A 16,321-nucleotide genomic window follows, 5' to 3' on the forward strand; every position below is an offset into this window, starting at 1 on the left:
TAGTTGATACACAGTGCGTGCACCACAGTCCTGGTACACCGAGGTCCTGCGCGCGGGCGACCCGACGTGGTCGGCCACCACGGAGGAGATCGACGCGGGTTTCGTCCGCGTGGGTTTCGAGATCGAGGACATCGAGAAGTTCCCGGAGATCACCGGTCCGCTGGTGATCGGTCGCGTGGAGACGATCGAGGAGCTCACCGAGTTCAAGAAGCCGATCCGGTTCTGCACCGTCGAGGTGGGCGAGGCGGAGCCGCGCGGCATCGTCTGCGGTGCCCGGAACTTCGCCGTGGGTGACCTGATCGTGGCCGCACTGCCCGGCGCCGTGCTGCCCGGTCCGTTCGAGATCGCTTCCCGCAAAACCTACGGTCGCGTCTCCGACGGCATGATCTGCTCGGTCTCGGAGCTCGGCATCGGCAACGACCACAGCGGCATCCTGGTACTCGCCCCCGGCACGGCCGAGCCCGGCGCCGACGCACGCGAGGTTCTCGGACTCGACGACGCCGCGATCGACGTGAACGTCACCCCTGACCGCGGTTACGCCTTCTCGATCCGCGGTCTCGGCCGCGAGTTGGCGAGCAGCTTCGAGGTGCCCTTCGTCGACCCGGGCGTCACCGAGGCGGACGTCACCGCCGAGGGCACCCCGTGGCCCGTCGCCATCGAGGACGGCTCCGGCGCCACCCGCTACACCGCGCGCGTGATCAGCGGCGTCGACCCGTCGGCCATCTCGCCGTGGTGGATGCAGAAGCGACTCATGGTCGCCGGCATCCGGCCGATCTCGGCGATCGTCGACGTCACCAATTACGTCATGATCGAACTGGGTCAGCCGCTGCACGCCTTCGACGCCGATCGCATCACCGGCACCGTCACCGTCCGTTCGGCGAAGCCAGGTGAGAAGCTGCGAACCCTCGACGAAGTCGACCGTGTGCTCGACCCCGAGGACGTCGTCATCGCCGACGAGACCGGTCCCATCGCCCTCGCCGGCGTCATGGGTGGCGGCGCCACCGAGGTGGGCGAGGAGACCACGACCGTCCTGCTCGAGTCGGCCACCTTCGATCCCGTCCGCGTCTTCCGCACCGGTAAGCGCCACAAGCTGACCTCCGAGGCCAGCAAGCGCTTCGAGCGCATCGTCGACCCGGAGATCACCGCGGTCGCCTCCGACCGCGCCGCCGAGCTGATCGTGGAGATCGCCGGCGGCACGATCTCCTCGCCGCTGTCCGAGGCGCGGGTCGTGACACCGCTCCCGTCGGCGATCGGCATCGCCGCCGACGAGCCCGACCGCGTCGCGGGCATCAGCTATCCGGCGGGCACCACCGCCGCGCGCCTCACCGAGGTGGGGTGTGTGGTCACCGGCACCGATACGCTCGACGTCGTCCCGCCGTCGTGGCGTCCCGACCTCAGGCAGCGCGCCGACCTCGTCGAGGAGGTGCTGCGCCTCGAAGGCCTCGAGGACATCCCCGCCGTCGTGCCGCGAGCACCCGGCGGCACCGGCCTCACGCCGAAGCAGCGTCGGCGCCGCAGCGTCGGGCGCACACTCGCGCTCGACGGATATGTCGAAGTCCTCCCGTACCCGTTCATGCCGGCCGGGGTCTTCGACCTCTGGGATCTGCCCGCCGACGACGAACGTCGCCGCACCGTGAAGGTGGTCAACCCCCTCGAGTCGGATCGGCCCGAACTCAACACGACGCTGCTGCCGGGTCTGCTCGAGATGGCCGCGCGCAACATCTCCCGCGGCCAGCGCGACCTGTCGCTGTTCACCATCGGCCAGGTCGTCATCGCCGGCGACCATGTCGCGCCGGTTCCCGCACTCGACGTGACCCGTCGCCCGACGGACGAGGACATCGCGGCGCTCGACGCCTCGCTGCCGCATCAGCCGCTGCATGTCGGCGTCGTCCTGACCGGTCTTCGCGATCCGGCAGGTCCCTGGGGTCCGGGCCGTGCCGCCGACTACCTCGACGCCTTCGAAGCGGCTCGCACGATCGCTCGCGCCGCGGGCGTGGAGGTCGAACTCTCCGCTGCCGATCACCGGCCGTGGCATCCGGGTCGGTGCGCTCGCCTGACCGTCGACGGACGCACGGTCGGGTACGCCGGTGAGCTCCATCCGGCGGTTCTCGAACGCGCCCACCTGCCCAAGCGCGCGTGCGCGGTGGAGATCGACATCGACGCGCTCCCGCTCGGCGAGGTGCTGCCCGCTCCCGCGGTGTCGGTGTTCCCCGCCGTCCTGCAGGACGTGAACGTGGTGGTCGCGGCCGACGTACCCGCTGCCGAGGTCCGGTCGGCGCTGCGCGACGGCGCGGGTGAGCTGCTCGAGGACATCGCACTGTTCGACGTCTTCACCGGTGAGCAGGTCGGCGAGGGGAACAAGTCGCTGACGTTCTCGCTGCGCTTCCGTGCGAGTGATCGCACGCTCACCGAGGACGAGGCCAACGCCGCGAAGCTCGCCGCGGTGGACGCCGCTGCCGACCGGGTGGGCGCCCGACTCCGCTGACCGAAGGGCACTTCGACGGCCACCCACCCGGCGATGAATTGATTTGCAGGCTGCTGCATAATGATTGCATGGCTTCGACAAGCTCAACCAGCAAGGTGAAGGTCGCGGTGGCCGGCGCGAGCGGCTACGCGGGCGGTGAGATCCTCCGACTCCTGTGCGGGCATCCCCGTCTGCGATCCGGCGAGCTCGAGATCGGCGCGCTGACGGCCGGCGGCAACGCCGGCACGACGCTCGGATCTCATCATCCGCACCTGTTGCCGCTGGCAGAGCGGGTTCTCGAGGAGACCACCCCGGAGATCCTGGGCGGTCACGACGTCGTCTTCCTGGGCCTGCCGCACGGCGCGTCGGCCGTCATCGCCGACGCACTGCCGCCGACGACCCTGATCATCGACTGCGGTGCCGACTTCCGGCTGCGCGACGCCGGCGACTGGACCGCCTACTACGGCGGCGATCATGCAGGAACCTGGCCGTATGGACTGCCCGAGCTGCCCGGGAATCGCGACGTCCTCAAGGACGCCGGCCGGATCGCCGTCCCGGGGTGCTACCCGACGGTGTCGATCCTGTCGCTGCTCCCGGCGATCGCCGCGGGATTGGCCGAGCCGCACGTGACCGTGGTCGCGGTGAGCGGTGCGTCGGGTGCCGGTCGCTCGCCGAAGGTCGATCTCCTGGCCTCCGAGGTCATCGGGTCGGCCCGGGCCTATGGTGTCGGCGGCGTCCACCGGCACACCCCGGAGATCTCGCAGGCACTCTCGGCGGCGGCGCAGCAACCGGTCACCGTCTCGTTCACCCCGATCCTCGCGCCGATGGCCCGGGGCATCCTCGCGACGTGCACCGCACGAACCGTCGCGACCGGCGATGAGGTGCGCGCGGTCTATGAAAAGGCCTACGCCGACGAGGAATTCATCCACGTACTGCCGGAGGGCCGACTGCCGGCCACCGGTTCGGTCATCGGTTCCAACGCGGTCCAGCTCGGGGTGACCGTCGACGAACGCGCCCAGACCCTGGTGGTCGTCGGCGCCGTGGACAACCTGACCAAGGGGACCGGCGGCGCCGCGGTCCAATCGATGAACCTGGCGCTGGGCTGGACAGAGAACGAGGGACTGAGCACCGTGGGAGTGGCACCGTGACGGGAATCGAACACGCGCAGCCGGATCCGGATCGGATCGAGGGCGGCGCCCCCGGCGATCATCCACGGCTCGTCCGCGGACAGGGTGTCACCGCGCCGTTGGGATTCCGTGCAGCGGGAATCGCGGCCGGTATCAAGGCATCCGGTGCCGCCGACCTCGCTCTCGTCGTCAACGAGGGTCCGGACTGTTCCGCCGCGGGTGTCTTCACCACCAATCAGGTCAAGGCAGCTCCGGTGCGCTGGTCCCAGCAGGTCCTCACCACGTCGAGGCTGCGGGCCGTGATCCTCAACTCCGGCGGCGCCAACGCGTGCACCGGCCCGGGTGGATTCCAGGACACCCACAAGACGGCCGAGGCCGTCGCGGAGGCGCTGAGCAACTGGGGGACCAGCACCGGTGCGGTGGAGGTCGCGGTCTGCTCGACCGGGCTCATCGGCGATCGCCTCCCGATGGACAAGGTCCTCGCCGGCGTCACCGAGATCGTCCAGGAGATGGGCGGCGGACTCACCGGCGGCACCGATGCCGCGCACGCGATCATGACCACCGACACCGTGCCGAAACAGGCTGCGCTGCACCATCCCCAGGGTTGGAACGTCGGCGGTATGGGGAAGGGTGCCGGGATGATGGCGCCGTCGCTCGCGACGATGCTCGTGGTGCTCACGACCGACGCTGCGGCGACCTCCGAACAGCTCGACACCGCGCTGCGCCGGGCGACGGCGCGGACGTTCGACCGGCTCGACATCGACGGCTCCATGTCCACCAACGACACGGTGCTGCTGCTGAGTTCGGGCGCCAGCCAGATCCCGGTCGACCAGGCCGATCTCGACGAGGCCGTGTTCGCGGTCTGCGACGATCTGGCCGCCCAGATGCAGGCCGACGCCGAAGGCGTCACCAAGAGGGTCGCCATCACCGTCACGGGCGCACCGACCGAGGAGGATGCGCTGACCGTCGCCCGGTTCGTCGCACGCGATTCCCTGGTCAAGACCGCGTTGTTCGGCTCCGACCCCAACTGGGGGCGGGTGCTGGCCACGGTCGGCGCGTCGCCGGTCCGCATCGACCCGGACGTGATCGCCGTGTCGTTCAACGGATCTCCGGTGTGTGAGAACGGCTGCGGCGTACAGGGTGCACGCGACGTCGACCTGTCCGGTGCCGACATCGAGGTGCTCGTCGACCTGAAACTCGGCGACGCATCGGCGTCGGTCCGGACCACGGACCTCTCGCACGCCTACGTCGAAGAGAACTCGGCGTACTCGTCATGAGCGGCTCCGCACCGGAATCCGGTGCCCCTGAGAGTGTTCCGGGAACGATCGATCCGGCCGCAGGGCTGCACAAGGCGACGATCCTCGCCGAGGCACTGCCCGCCCTCCAGGAACTGGCGGGCGCCACCATCGTCGTCAAGTACGGCGGCAACGCGATGGTCGACGACGAGCTGAAGAAGGCGTTCGCCGCGGACATGGTGTTCCTCCGTGCCTGCGGCATGCACCCCGTCGTCGTGCACGGAGGCGGACCGCAGATCTCGGCGATGCTGAAAAAGCTCGGCCTCCAAGGGGAATTCAAGGGCGGCTTCCGGGTCACCACCCCGGAGGTGATGGATGTCGCCCGGATGGTTCTCTTCGGTCAGGTGGGTCGTGAGCTCGTCGGCCTCATCAACGCGCACGGGCCTTATGCGGTCGGCATCACCGGCGAGGACGCCCACCTGTTCACCGCGACGCGGCGGACGGTTCTCGTCGACGGCGTCGCGACCGACATCGGGCTCGTGGGCGACATCTCCTCGGTGAACACCTCGGCGGTGCTCGATCTCATCGGGGCGGGCCGTATCCCGGTGGTGTCGACCATCGCTCCCGATCGTGACGGCGTCGTCCACAACATCAACGCCGACACCGCGGCGGGAGCGCTCGCGGAGGCGCTCGGCGCGTCGCGGCTCGTCATGCTCACCGATGTCGAGGGGCTGTACACCGACTGGCCCGACCGCGGGTCGCTGGTGTCCCAGATCGACACCGATGCCCTGGTCGAGCTCCTGCCGTCGCTGGATTCCGGCATGGTCCCGAAGATGGAGGCCTGTCTGCGTGCGGTGACCGGGGGCGTCGAACGCGCCCACGTGATCGACGGCCGCGTCGCCCACTCCGTGCTTGCCCAACTACTGACCGGAAGCTCCACCGGCACCACCGTCGTCGACCCGGCCGAGTCGGGGGCGAAGGCGGCCGCCGGAACCCAGGAGGAGGACCTGTGACCGCACCGCTGCAACGGCGCTGGGGCCAGTCGCTGATGAAGAACTACGGCACCCCGCCGATCGCCCTGGTCGGTGGCTCGGGGTCGTATGTCACCGATGCCGACGGGAAGCGTTACCTTGACCTGCTCGGTGGGATCGCGGTGAACTCCCTCGGTCACGCGCATCCGGCGATCGTCGAGGCCGTCACGACCCAGCTGCAGACGCTCGGGCACGTGTCGAACCTCTACATCTCGCCGCCGGTCGTCGAACTCGCGGAGAAACTGCTCGACCGTTTCGGCCATCCCGGCCGGGCGTTCTTCTGCAACTCCGGCACCGAGGCCAACGAGGCCGCCTTCAAGCTCGCGCGCCGGACCGGCCGGCCGGAGATCGTGGCCGCCGAGAAGGCATTCCACGGTCGCACGATGGGTGCGTTGGCGATGACCGGACAGCCGGCGAAGCGTGCTCCGTTCGAGCCGATGCCGCCGGGTGTGCGGTTCGTGCCCTACGGCGACATCGAGGCGCTCGACGCGGTCGTCACCGATCAGACCGCCGCGGTGATCCTCGAGCCGATCCTCGGTGAGGCCGGCGTGATCGTCCCGCCCGCCGACTATCTCGCCGCCGCCCGACGCATCACCAGCGAGCGCGGCGCGCTGCTGATCCTCGACGAGGTGCAGACCGGTGTCGCGCGAACCGGCACCTTCTTCGCCCACCAGCAGGTGGGTGTGGTTCCCGACGTGATGACGCTCGCCAAGGGACTCGGCGGCGGACTGCCGATCGGTGCATGCATCGCCACGGGTGCGGCCGCCGAGCTGTTCGAACCCGGTCAGCACGGCACCACCTTCGGTGGCAATCCGGTCGCCGCGGCCGCGGCACTCGCCGTGCTCGGTGTCATCGAGTCCGAAGGTCTCACCGATCACGTCGCCGCCGTGGGCAAGGCGATCGCCACCGGGATCGAGGACCTCCACCACCCGCTGATCGATCACGTGCGGGGCGCCGGTCTGCTGCTCGGCATCGTGCTCACCGAGCCGCTGTCGGCCCGCGTCGAGGCCGCGGCCCGCGACGCCGGATTCCTCATCAACGCACCGGCACCCGACGTGCTGCGGCTCGCACCGCCGTTGATCATCACCGAGGAGCAGGGGCAGAGCTTCGTCGAAACGCTGCCGGACCTGCTGGACGCCGCTGCGCACGCTGCACAGAAGGACAAGGGAGACAGTGTGAACAAGGGAGACAGCGTGAAAAAGGGAGATGGGGCATGACGCGGCACTTCCTGCGCGACGACGACCTCACCCCGGCCGAACAGGCCGAGGTGCTCGCGCTCGCCGCCGAGGTGAAGGCGAAGCCGTTCGCCTTCCGCCCGCTCGAAGGGCCCCGCGGGGTCGGGGTGATCTTCGACAAGAACTCCACCCGCACCCGGTTCTCGTTCGAGGTCGGCATCGCCCAGCTCGGCGGTCACGCGGTCGTCGTGGACGGTCGCACCACGCAGCTCGGCCGCGAGGAGACCCTCGAGGACACCGGACGGGTGCTGTCGCGCTTCGTCGACGCCGTGGTGTGGCGCACCTTCGGGCAGGACCGTCTCGAGGCGCTGTCGTCGAGCGCGACCGTGCCGGTGGTCAACGCCCTGTCGGACGAGTTCCACCCCTGCCAGGTGCTCGCGGACCTGCAGACGATCGTCGAGCACAAGGGGTCGCCCTCGGGGCTGAAGATGACCTACCTCGGCGACGGTGCCAACAACATGGCCCACTCGCTCGGGCTGGGTGGCGTCACCGCCGGCATGCACGTCACGATCAGCGCACCGGAGGGTTTCCAGCCCGACCCGGCGATCATCGCCGACACCGAGCGTCGTGCCGCGGAGACCGGCGGGTCGGTACAGCTCGTGACCGACCCGGTCGCCGCCGCCACGGAAGCCGACGTCCTGGTCACCGACACCTGGGTGTCGATGGGTCAGGAGGAGGACGGCAAGGACCGCACCGCGCCTTTCCGGCCGTACCAGATCAACGACGAGCTGCTCGCCCACGCCGCCGACGACGCGATCGTGCTGCACTGCCTGCCGGCGCACCGTGGCGATGAGATCACCGCGTCGGTCATCGACGGCCCGCGCAGCGTCGTCTTCGACGAGGCCGAGAACCGTCTGCACGCGCAGAAGGCACTGCTGGTCTGGCTTCTGGAGCACCAGTGAGATGACATCCGCAAGCCAGGACGAGCAGTGACACAGGACGAGCGATGACCGCCGGCGCCGAACCCACGGAGAACCGCCTCGCCGCGACCCGCGCGGGGCGGCATGCGCGGATCATCGACATCCTGTCGACCAACCAGGTGCGTAGCCAGTCCGAGCTGCAGCGACTCTTGGCCGACCAGGGGATCGATGCCACGCAGGCAACGCTGTCGCGCGATCTCGACGAGCTCGGGGCCGTGAAACTGCGGGCCGCCGACGGCGGTGCGGGTGTCTACGTGGTTCCCGAGGACGGCTCGCCGGTGCGCGGCGTGTCCGGCGGCACCGACCGGCTGTCCCGCCTCGTGTCGGAGCTGCTGGTCTCCACCGACAGCAGCGGCAACCTGGCCGTGCTGCGCACTCCGCCGGGCGCCGCGCACTATCTGGCGGCCGCCCTCGACCGTGCTCGTCTGCCCGATGTGGTCGGCACGATCGCCGGCGACGACACGATCTTCGTGGTCGCCCGGGAGCCGCTCGACGGAGCCGAACTCGCCCGACGGATCGAGGGCCTCGTGTAACCCCCGTCCTGCCCACCACCACCGGACGCACTCACCGCGGCCGGACACGACGAGAACCGCAACCGACCACACCGCCAACCGAGACCCGGACGGTGTGGTCGGAACCCCGGGGCCGATGATGGACTCGGGTCATCGCTTAGAACAGGAGCTTCACCTCATGGCAGAACGTGTCGTACTCGCATACTCGGGCGGCCTGGACACCTCGGTCGCGATCAGCTGGATCCAGAAGGAGACCGGCAAGGAGGTCGTCGCCGTGGCCCTCGACCTCGGGCAGGGCGGCGAGGACATGGATGTCATCCGCCAGCGCGCCCTCGACTGCGGCGCGGTCGAAGCGGTCGTCGTCGACGCCCGTGACGAATTCGCCGACGAGTACTGCCTCCCGGCGATCACCTCGAACGCCCTCTACATGGACCGCTACCCGCTGGTCTCGGCGCTGTCGCGTCCGCTGATCGCCAAGCACCTGGTGACCGCCGCCCGCGACCACGGTGGCACCGTCGTCGCCCACGGCTGCACCGGCAAGGGCAACGACCAGGTCCGGTTCGAGGTCGGTTTCGCCACCCTCGCACCCGATCTGGAGGTCATCGCACCGGTCCGCGACTACGCGTGGACCCGTGAGAAGGCCATCGCCTTCGCCGAGGAGAACGACATCCCGATCAACGTGACCAAGAAGTCGCCGTTCTCCATCGACCAGAACGTGTGGGGCCGCGCGGTCGAGACCGGCTTCCTCGAGGACCTGTGGAACGCGCCGACCAAGGACGTCTACAGCTACACCGAGGACCCGACCGTCAACTGGAACACCCCCGACGAGGTCATCATCGGCTTCGAGAAGGGCCGTCCGGTCAGCATCGACGGCCGTCCGGTCAGCGTGCTGCAGGCCATCGAGGAGCTGAACCGCCGCGCCGGTGCGCAGGGCGTCGGCCGCCTCGACGTCGTCGAGGACCGTCTCGTCGGCATCAAGAGCCGCGAGGTCTACGAGGCCCCGGGCGCCATGGTGCTGATCCGCGCCCACGAGGAACTCGAGCACGTCACCATCGAGCGCGAGCTCGGCCGGTACAAGCGCGGCACCGACCGTAAGTGGGCCGAGCTGGTCTACGACGGCCTCTGGTTCTCGCCGCTCAAGCGTTCGCTCGACGCCTTCGTCGACTCGACACAGGAACACGTCTCCGGTGAGATCCGCCTCGTCCTGCACGGCGGCAACATCGCGGCCACGGGACGTCGCAGCTCCGAGTCGCTCTACGACTTCAACCTCGCGACCTACGACGAGGGCGACAGCTTCGACCAGTCGGCAGCCCGCGGCTTCGTCGAGCTGCACGGCCTGTCCTCGAAGATCTCGGCCAAGCGGGACCTGAATCTGTGAGTGACGAGCAGACCGGCGGAACGACCAACGAGGGTTCGCTCTGGGGCGGCCGTTTCGCCGGCGGTCCGGCCGCGGCGATGGCCGCCCTGAGCAAGTCGACCCATTTCGACTGGGCCCTGGCGCCTTTCGACATTCAGGCTTCCAAGGCCCACGCCCGGGTGCTCAACAAGGCGGGGCTGCTCACCGGTGACGACCTGGGAGGCATGCTGGACGGTCTCGACCGCTTGGCAGCCGATGTCGCCGACGGGACGTTCGGTCCCGCGGAGTCCGACGAGGACGTGCACGGTGCGCTCGAGCGGGGACTCATCGAACGGGTCGGTCCCGAGCTCGGTGGGCGGCTGCGTGCCGGCCGGTCACGCAACGACCAGGTCGCCACGCTGTTCCGGATGTGGTTGCGCGCCGCCATGCGTCGCGTCGCCCTCGGTCTGCTCGACGTGGTCGACGCGCTGACCGCCCAGGCGGCCGCTCATCCCGACGCGATCATGCCCGGCAAGACGCACCTGCAGGCCGCTCAGCCTGTCCTGCTCGGCCACCACCTGCTCGCACATGCGCAGCCGTTGCTCCGCGACATCGACCGGCTCGCCGACGCCGACCGCCGGACCGCCGTGTCGCCGTACGGGTCCGGCGCGCTGGCCGGCTCGTCGCTGGGTCTCGACCCGGCTGCCATCGCGGCCGATCTCGGGTTCGACGCACCGGCCGAGAACTCCATCGACGCCACCTCGTCCCGCGACTTCGCGGCCGAGGCGGCGTTCGTGTTCGCGATGATCGCGGTCGACCTCTCCCGGCTGTCCGAAGAGGTGATCATCTGGAGCACACCGGAATTCGGATACGTGACACTGGCCGATGCCTGGTCTACGGGCAGTTCGATCATGCCGCAGAAGAAGAACCCGGACGTCGCCGAGCTGATGCGCGGCAAGGCCGGCCGGCTGATCGGTGACCTGACCGGTCTGCTCGCGACTCTCAAAGCGCAACCACTGGCATACAACCGGGACCTCCAGGAGGACAAGGAACCGGTCTTCGACGCGGTGGCGCAGCTCGAACTGCTGCTGCCGGCCGTCACCGGCCTGGTCGCGACGCTCGAGTTCCACACCGACCGGATGGAGGAGCTGGCCCCGGCCGGCTTCACCCTGGCCACCGACATCGCCGAGTGGATGGTGCGGCAGGGTGTGCCCTTCCGCGTTGCACACGAGGTCGCCGGAGCCTGTGTCCGCGAGGCCGAGTCGCGGGGTGTCGGTCTCGACGAGCTCGACGACGAGACACTCGCCGGCATCAATCCCTCGCTCACCCCTGCGGTTCGCGACGTGCTGACGGTGCGTGGATCGGTGGAGTCGCGTAACGCGCATGGCGGGACCGCGCCGATTCAGGTACGACGGCAGATAGAACTGGTGTCGGCGCAATCGGCCGACCTGCGGACACGCTGGAACGCGGGGCCCGGAGGACGGCGCTGATCCACTTCTGAGTGGGTAGAGTGACGTATGTCACCGATGTCACCGATGTCGGCGGTGCACGTCACGCTGACGACGGGAGGATTCGACGCGATGGTGGCTTGGGACGGTATCCCCGATGTGGGGGGAGTGGTCAGCCGGGTGGTGGCGACCGCTCAGAACGGGCTCGAGGTCCTGCGGTTCGGCGGACTCGAGACCGGGACGGAACCGGCGCCCTTCGCGATCGTCGAGACGCGCAAGATGTTCCGCCTGCGCCGGTACTTCCCGAACGAACCGTCCACCGGCCCCAACATCGTCCTCGTGCCTCCGATGATGGTGTCCGCCAACGTCTACGACGTGACCGAACACAACGGTGCGGTGTCCGTCCTCCATCGCAACGGCATCACCCCGTGGGTGATCGACTTCGGGTCCCCGGACACCGAAGAGGGCGGGATGGAACGCAATCTCGCCGACCATGTGGTCGCGATCAGCCAAGCGATCGACCTGATCATCGAGGCGACCGGACGCGACATCCACCTGGCCGGGTACTCCCAGGGCGGCATGTTCGCGTACCAGACCGCGGCGTACCGGCGGTCGAAGGGGATCGCGAGCCTCATCACCTTCGGCAGCCCGGTCGACGTCCTCGCGGCACTGCCCCTCGGATTGCCGGCGGGGTTGGTGGCGCCGGCTGCCGAGTTCCTCGCCGAGAGATCGTTCGTGCGGAATCTCTGGGTACGGGACTGGATGGTACGCACCGGCTTCCAATTACTCGATCCGGTCAAGACCGTACGCAGCCGCATCGACTTCCTCCGCCGTCTCCACGACCGCGAGGCGCTTTTGCCACGCGAGGATCAGCGCAGGTTTCTCGAGGCCGACGGCTGGGTCGCGTGGTCCGGTCCGGCGATCGCCGAACTGCTGCGTCAGTTCGTGGCCCACAACCGCATGGTCTCCGGTGGCTTCGTGATCAACGGTGACCTCGTGTCGCTCACCGAGATCACCTGTCCGGTACTGGCGTTTGTCGGCGAGGCCGACGACATCGGTCAGCCGGCCGCGGTGCGCGGGATCGTGCGTGCCGCACCCGACGCCGAGGTATACGAATCCACGCTGCCCGTCGGTCATTTCGGACTCGTGGTCGGTTCCTCGGCCGGTGAGCACACCTGGCCCACGACGGCCGACTGGGTGAACTGGTTGTCGGCCAACGGGACCCGCCCCGAGCTCATCAGCGAGATGACGGTCGCGGAGCCGGGCCACGGCAGTGGTGTCAGTCTGTCCTCCCGCATCACCCACGGGATGGGTTCGGTCGCCGATGCCGGCACCGCCGCATCCCGCGAGTTGCTGGGACTGGTCAACTCCGTGCAACGGACGTCGCGAGCGGTCGCCTCCGAGTCGGTGCGTACGGTGCCGCGGCTGCTCCGCCTCGGTCAGATCCAGAGCGGCACGCGGATCTCCCTGTCCAAGCTGATGGCGGAGAACACCAAGAAGCACGGCGACAACGAGTTGTTCCTCTTCGAGAACCGCGTGCTGACCAACGCGCAGGTCGGCGCCCGCATCAACAACGTGGTCGCCGGTCTCATCGACTGCGGTGTGCGGCCGGGGCAGCACATCGGCGTTCTGATGGACACCCGCCCCAGCGCCCTGGTCGTGGTCGCGGCCTTGGCCCGGCTCGGAGCCGTCTCCGTCCTCCTCGCCGCCGACGCCGACGTGCGGGAGATGATGCGGCTCGCCGACAGCTCGGTCATCGTCACCGACCCCAACAACCTCGACCTCGCCACCGCGGCGTCGGGTCGGGTGCTGGTCCTCGGCGGCGGCAGTGGCGACTCCCGCGACATCGACGGTGTCGACGGCGCCACCATCATCGACATGGAGCAGATCGATCCCGACGCGGTCGTCCTGCCCACCTGGTACCGGCCGGATCCCGGCCTGGCCGGTGATCTCGCGTTCATCTTGTTCAGCCGTGCGCGCGGCAAACTCGTCCCGTGGCCGGTCACCAACCACCGGTTCGCGATGTCGGCGTTCGGTGCGGCATCGGCGGCGGCGCTGTCCGACCGGGACACGGTGTACTGCCTGCCGCCCCTGCATCACGCCTCCGGCCTGCTGACGACTCTCGGCGCCACCGTGGTCGGCCGATCGCGGATCGCCCTGTCCAACGGCATCGACCCGGAGACCTTCGCCACCGAGGTGCAGCGCTACGGCGTCACCGTCGTGTCCTACACCTGGTCGATGCTCAGCGGCGTCGTGCGCGATCCCCGTTTCCGGATCAACCAGCACAACCCGATCCGACTCTTCATGGGTTCGGGGATGTCGGCCGGTCTGTGGGAGGACGTGTGCAGCAGCTTCCCACGCGCCCGCATCCTCGAGTTCTTCGCGACCGCGGACGGCTCGGCAATCCTGGCCAACGTCTCCGGCGACAAGCTGTCCTCCGTCGGGCGGCCCCTGCCGGAGACCAACCCGGTCGAGGTCGCGGCCTACGACATCGAGAACGACCGCCTGCTCATCGACGAGTCCGGATTCGTCCGACGGGCCGAGATCGGTGAAGCCGGGTTGCTGCTGTCCAAGGCCAAGCACAAGTTCGACATCAACGGCACGGTGCTCCGCGATGTGTTCACCAGCCGCGACCGGTGGGAGGTGTCGGGACATCTCTTCGTCCGCGACGCCGACGGCGACCTGTACTTCCTCGGTGCCATCGACCGTGTGATCCGGACCGAGGCGGGCCCCGTGTTCATCCCGCCGATCATCCACGCTCTGTCGCGCATGCAGGGCGTCGACCAGGTGGTCACTTACGGCGTCGGAGAACCGGGTCATCAGGTGGCCGTCGCCGCGCTGACGCTACGTCCGGACGCGAAGGCCGACTCACTCACCGTCACCCAGCTCCGCATCGCACTCGGGGAGTTCCCCGCCGAACTACGACCACACCTCATCCGCGTCGTCGACGAGATCCCGCACTCGGCGTCGTTCCGTCCGCTGAGCACCGCCTTCGCGGCCGAAGGTCTGCCGAAACCCGGTCCCCGGACCTGGTATCGCGATGAGGAGGGCCGGTACCGGCGATACACCAGGACGATCGCCCAGAAGCTGGACTGGGGCCATTCGTCGATCGACGATGCCCTAGGCTGAGCCGCGTGACGACACGCGCTGAGGCCATCGACCCGATCGTGCGCGAACGGCTGGCCTGCCCGCAGGACCACGGCCCGCTGATCAATGCCGGCGACGAGCTCTACAACCCGCGGCTCCATGTCGCGTACCGGATCGACGCCGACGGAATCCCCGTCATGCTCATCGACGAGGCACGCAAGGTCGACGACGCCGAGCACGAACGCCTGATCTCCGGGCAGTAGCCGACGCCTGCCGGCGGCCCACTCACGAGTCACCTCGTCCGAGCCCCGATCTCGATGGATGACAAGATCGAGGGGTGAGTGCTGAGACTGAGGGAACCGCCAACACGACCGACGAAATCGTCCGGGCCGCGACCGCCCAGAGCGGAACCGCACCCGTCGACATCCTCGACGAACTCGAGTGGCGAGGTCTGATCGCGCAGTCCACCGACCTCGACGCACTGCGTGAGGCCCTCGCGGGCGGGCCCATCACGTTGTACGCGGGCTTCGACCCGACGGCGTCGAGTCTGCACGCAGGTCACCTCGTGCCGCTGTTGACCCTCAAACGCTTCCAACTCGCGGGCCATCGGCCGATCGTTCTCGCGGGTGGGGCCACCGGTCTCATCGGTGATCCCCGGGAAGTGGGGGAGCGGACCATGAACGCTCCCGACACGGTCGCCGAATGGGCCGGCCGGATCGACGCCCAACTCCGTCGCTTCGTCGACATCGACGAGTCGCCGACGGGTGCGCTCGTCGTCAACAACCTCGAGTGGACCGGACAGCTCTCCGCCATCGAGTTCCTGCGCGACCTCGGGAAGCACTTCTCGGTGAACGTCATGCTCGCCCGGGACACCGTGAAGCGGCGTCTCGAGGGGGACGGCATCAGCTACGCCGAGTTCAGCTACCTGCTCCTGCAGTCCAACGACTTCGTCGAGCTCAATCGGCGGTACGGCTGCCTCCTGCAGATCGGTGGCTCGGATCAGTGGGGGAACATCGTCGGCGGTGTGGACCTGGGACGCCGACTCGACGGGGTGTCCCTGCATGCACTGACCGTGCCGCTCGTGACGTCGTCGGACGGCAAGAAGTTCGGCAAGTCCACCGGTGGCGGCAGCCTGTGGCTCGACCCCGAGCTCACCAGCCCGTACGCCTGGTACCAGTACTTCGTGAACACCGCCGACGCGGACGTCATCCGCTACCTGCGGTGGTTCACCTTCCTCGGACGCGAGGAGATCGCCGAACTCGAGCAGGCGACGGAGGAGAAGCCACATCTGCGTCTCGCGCAGAAGAAGCTCGCCGCCGAGATGACCACCCTGATCCACGGGCAGGGGAACACCCGCGCAGTCGAACTCGCCAGCCAGGCCCTGTTCGGTCGCGCCGAGCTCGACGAGCTCGACGAGTCCACCCTCGCCGCGGCCGTGGGGGAGACCGTCATCGCGGAGTACGTGCAGGAGCGACCCACGATCATCCAGTTGCTCGTCGACACCAAGCTGTCCGAGAGCAACAAGGCTGCGCGTCGTGCAGTGTCCGAGGGCGGCGCGTACGTGAACAACACGAAGATCACCGATCCGGAGTGGCAGCCGGCGGACTCCGACCTGCTCCACGGGCGATGGTTGGTCGTGCGCCGCGGCAAGAAGAGCTTCGCCGGCGCGAGACTGGGCCGCTGACGCAGCGAAGGCGTAGCGAACCAGGCCTCTGACCAGGCGATTTGACGCGTTGTTCGCGCCTGTGTAACTTAATCGACGCACCGCAGAGAGCAACTCCCCCGGAGCCGCAAGCACCGGGGAAGCAAAAGTGCCCGAGCTACTCGCTCGGGCCGCCTGTGCGGGGCCACTCCCGAGAACAAGAGCGTGAGAATTTCTCACGCTCTGGGAGAGGCTCACCGGAGCCGGACTCGTCAAGAGGACGT

Annotated in this window: 12 protein-coding genes; all 12 read left to right on the forward strand. The window is 68.8% G+C overall.

The genetic code is table 11. The annotated features are described in order from the left end of the window. The first annotated feature begins 13 nt into the window (after positions 1–13). Positions 14–2,485 carry a phenylalanine--tRNA ligase subunit beta gene (gene pheT, locus GOAMI_RS14865; protein WP_006437362.1) on the forward strand — a complete coding sequence of 824 codons (2,472 nt, stop codon included), beginning with the start codon at positions 14–16 and terminating at the stop codon, positions 2,483–2,485. Between the two features lie 68 nt (positions 2,486–2,553). Continuing rightward, entirely contained in the window at positions 2,554–3,612 is a 1,059-nt protein-coding gene (gene argC, locus GOAMI_RS14870) for an N-acetyl-gamma-glutamyl-phosphate reductase (protein ID WP_040004874.1), read from the forward strand. Next, entirely contained in the window at positions 3,609–4,868 is a 1,260-nt protein-coding gene (gene argJ / locus GOAMI_RS14875; protein WP_006437364.1) for a bifunctional glutamate N-acetyltransferase/amino-acid acetyltransferase ArgJ, read from the forward strand. The genes argC and argJ overlap by 4 nt, the downstream gene beginning before the upstream one ends. Continuing rightward, on the forward strand, positions 4,865–5,839 hold the full coding sequence (gene argB / locus GOAMI_RS14880; protein ID WP_006437365.1) for an acetylglutamate kinase: 975 nt from the start codon (positions 4,865–4,867) through the stop codon (positions 5,837–5,839). The genes argJ and argB overlap by 4 nt, the downstream gene beginning before the upstream one ends. Further along, positions 5,836–7,074 carry an acetylornithine transaminase gene (locus GOAMI_RS14885; RefSeq protein ID WP_006437366.1) on the forward strand — a complete coding sequence of 413 codons (1,239 nt, stop codon included), beginning with the start codon at positions 5,836–5,838 and terminating at the stop codon, positions 7,072–7,074. Before argB ends, GOAMI_RS14885 begins: the two co-directional genes overlap by 4 nt. Next, entirely contained in the window at positions 7,071–7,994 is a 924-nt protein-coding gene (gene argF / locus GOAMI_RS14890; RefSeq protein WP_006437367.1) for an ornithine carbamoyltransferase, read from the forward strand. The genes GOAMI_RS14885 and argF overlap by 4 nt, the downstream gene beginning before the upstream one ends. Positions 7,995–8,038: 44 nt before the next feature. Then, complete coding sequence (locus tag GOAMI_RS14895; protein ID WP_006437368.1) at positions 8,039–8,545, forward strand: arginine repressor; 507 nt, start codon at positions 8,039–8,041, stop codon at positions 8,543–8,545. Positions 8,546–8,702: 157 nt separating this feature from the next. Next, positions 8,703–9,902 carry an argininosuccinate synthase gene (locus GOAMI_RS14900; protein WP_006437369.1) on the forward strand — a complete coding sequence of 400 codons (1,200 nt, stop codon included), beginning with the start codon at positions 8,703–8,705 and terminating at the stop codon, positions 9,900–9,902. Then, on the forward strand, positions 9,899–11,350 hold the full coding sequence (gene argH / locus GOAMI_RS14905; protein WP_006437370.1) for an argininosuccinate lyase: 1,452 nt from the start codon (positions 9,899–9,901) through the stop codon (positions 11,348–11,350). Before GOAMI_RS14900 ends, argH begins: the two co-directional genes overlap by 4 nt. A gap of 90 nt (positions 11,351–11,440) precedes the next feature. Beyond that, complete coding sequence (locus GOAMI_RS14910; RefSeq protein WP_040004878.1) at positions 11,441–14,437, forward strand: AMP-binding protein; 2,997 nt, start codon at positions 11,441–11,443, stop codon at positions 14,435–14,437. 5 nt (positions 14,438–14,442) lie between these two features. Continuing rightward, the gene (locus GOAMI_RS14915; protein ID WP_006437372.1) at positions 14,443–14,658 is read left to right on the forward strand and encodes a Trm112 family protein; all 216 of its coding nucleotides are present in this window, start codon (positions 14,443–14,445) and stop codon (positions 14,656–14,658) included. 74 nt (positions 14,659–14,732) lie between these two features. Further along, positions 14,733–16,079 carry a tyrosine--tRNA ligase gene (gene tyrS, locus GOAMI_RS14920; RefSeq protein WP_006437373.1) on the forward strand — a complete coding sequence of 449 codons (1,347 nt, stop codon included), beginning with the start codon at positions 14,733–14,735 and terminating at the stop codon, positions 16,077–16,079. The last annotated feature ends 242 nt before the right edge of the window (positions 16,080–16,321 follow it).

It is taken from the genome of Gordonia amicalis NBRC 100051 = JCM 11271, assembly GCF_000332995.1.
Taxonomy (GTDB): domain Bacteria; phylum Actinomycetota; class Actinomycetes; order Mycobacteriales; family Mycobacteriaceae; genus Gordonia; species Gordonia amicalis.

Coding starts and splice junctions, on each gene's coding strand:
- argC (WP_040004874.1), top strand. CDS start 2,554: ATGGCTTCGACAAGCTCAACCAGCAAGGTGAAGGTCGCGGTGGCCGGC.
- argB (WP_006437365.1), top strand. CDS start 4,865: ATGAGCGGCTCCGCACCGGAATCCGGTGCCCCTGAGAGTGTTCCGGGA.
- argF (WP_006437367.1), top strand. CDS start 7,071: ATGACGCGGCACTTCCTGCGCGACGACGACCTCACCCCGGCCGAACAG.
- GOAMI_RS14895 (WP_006437368.1), top strand. CDS start 8,039: ATGACCGCCGGCGCCGAACCCACGGAGAACCGCCTCGCCGCGACCCGC.
- GOAMI_RS14900 (WP_006437369.1), top strand. CDS start 8,703: ATGGCAGAACGTGTCGTACTCGCATACTCGGGCGGCCTGGACACCTCG.
- GOAMI_RS14910 (WP_040004878.1), top strand. CDS start 11,441: ATGGTGGCTTGGGACGGTATCCCCGATGTGGGGGGAGTGGTCAGCCGG.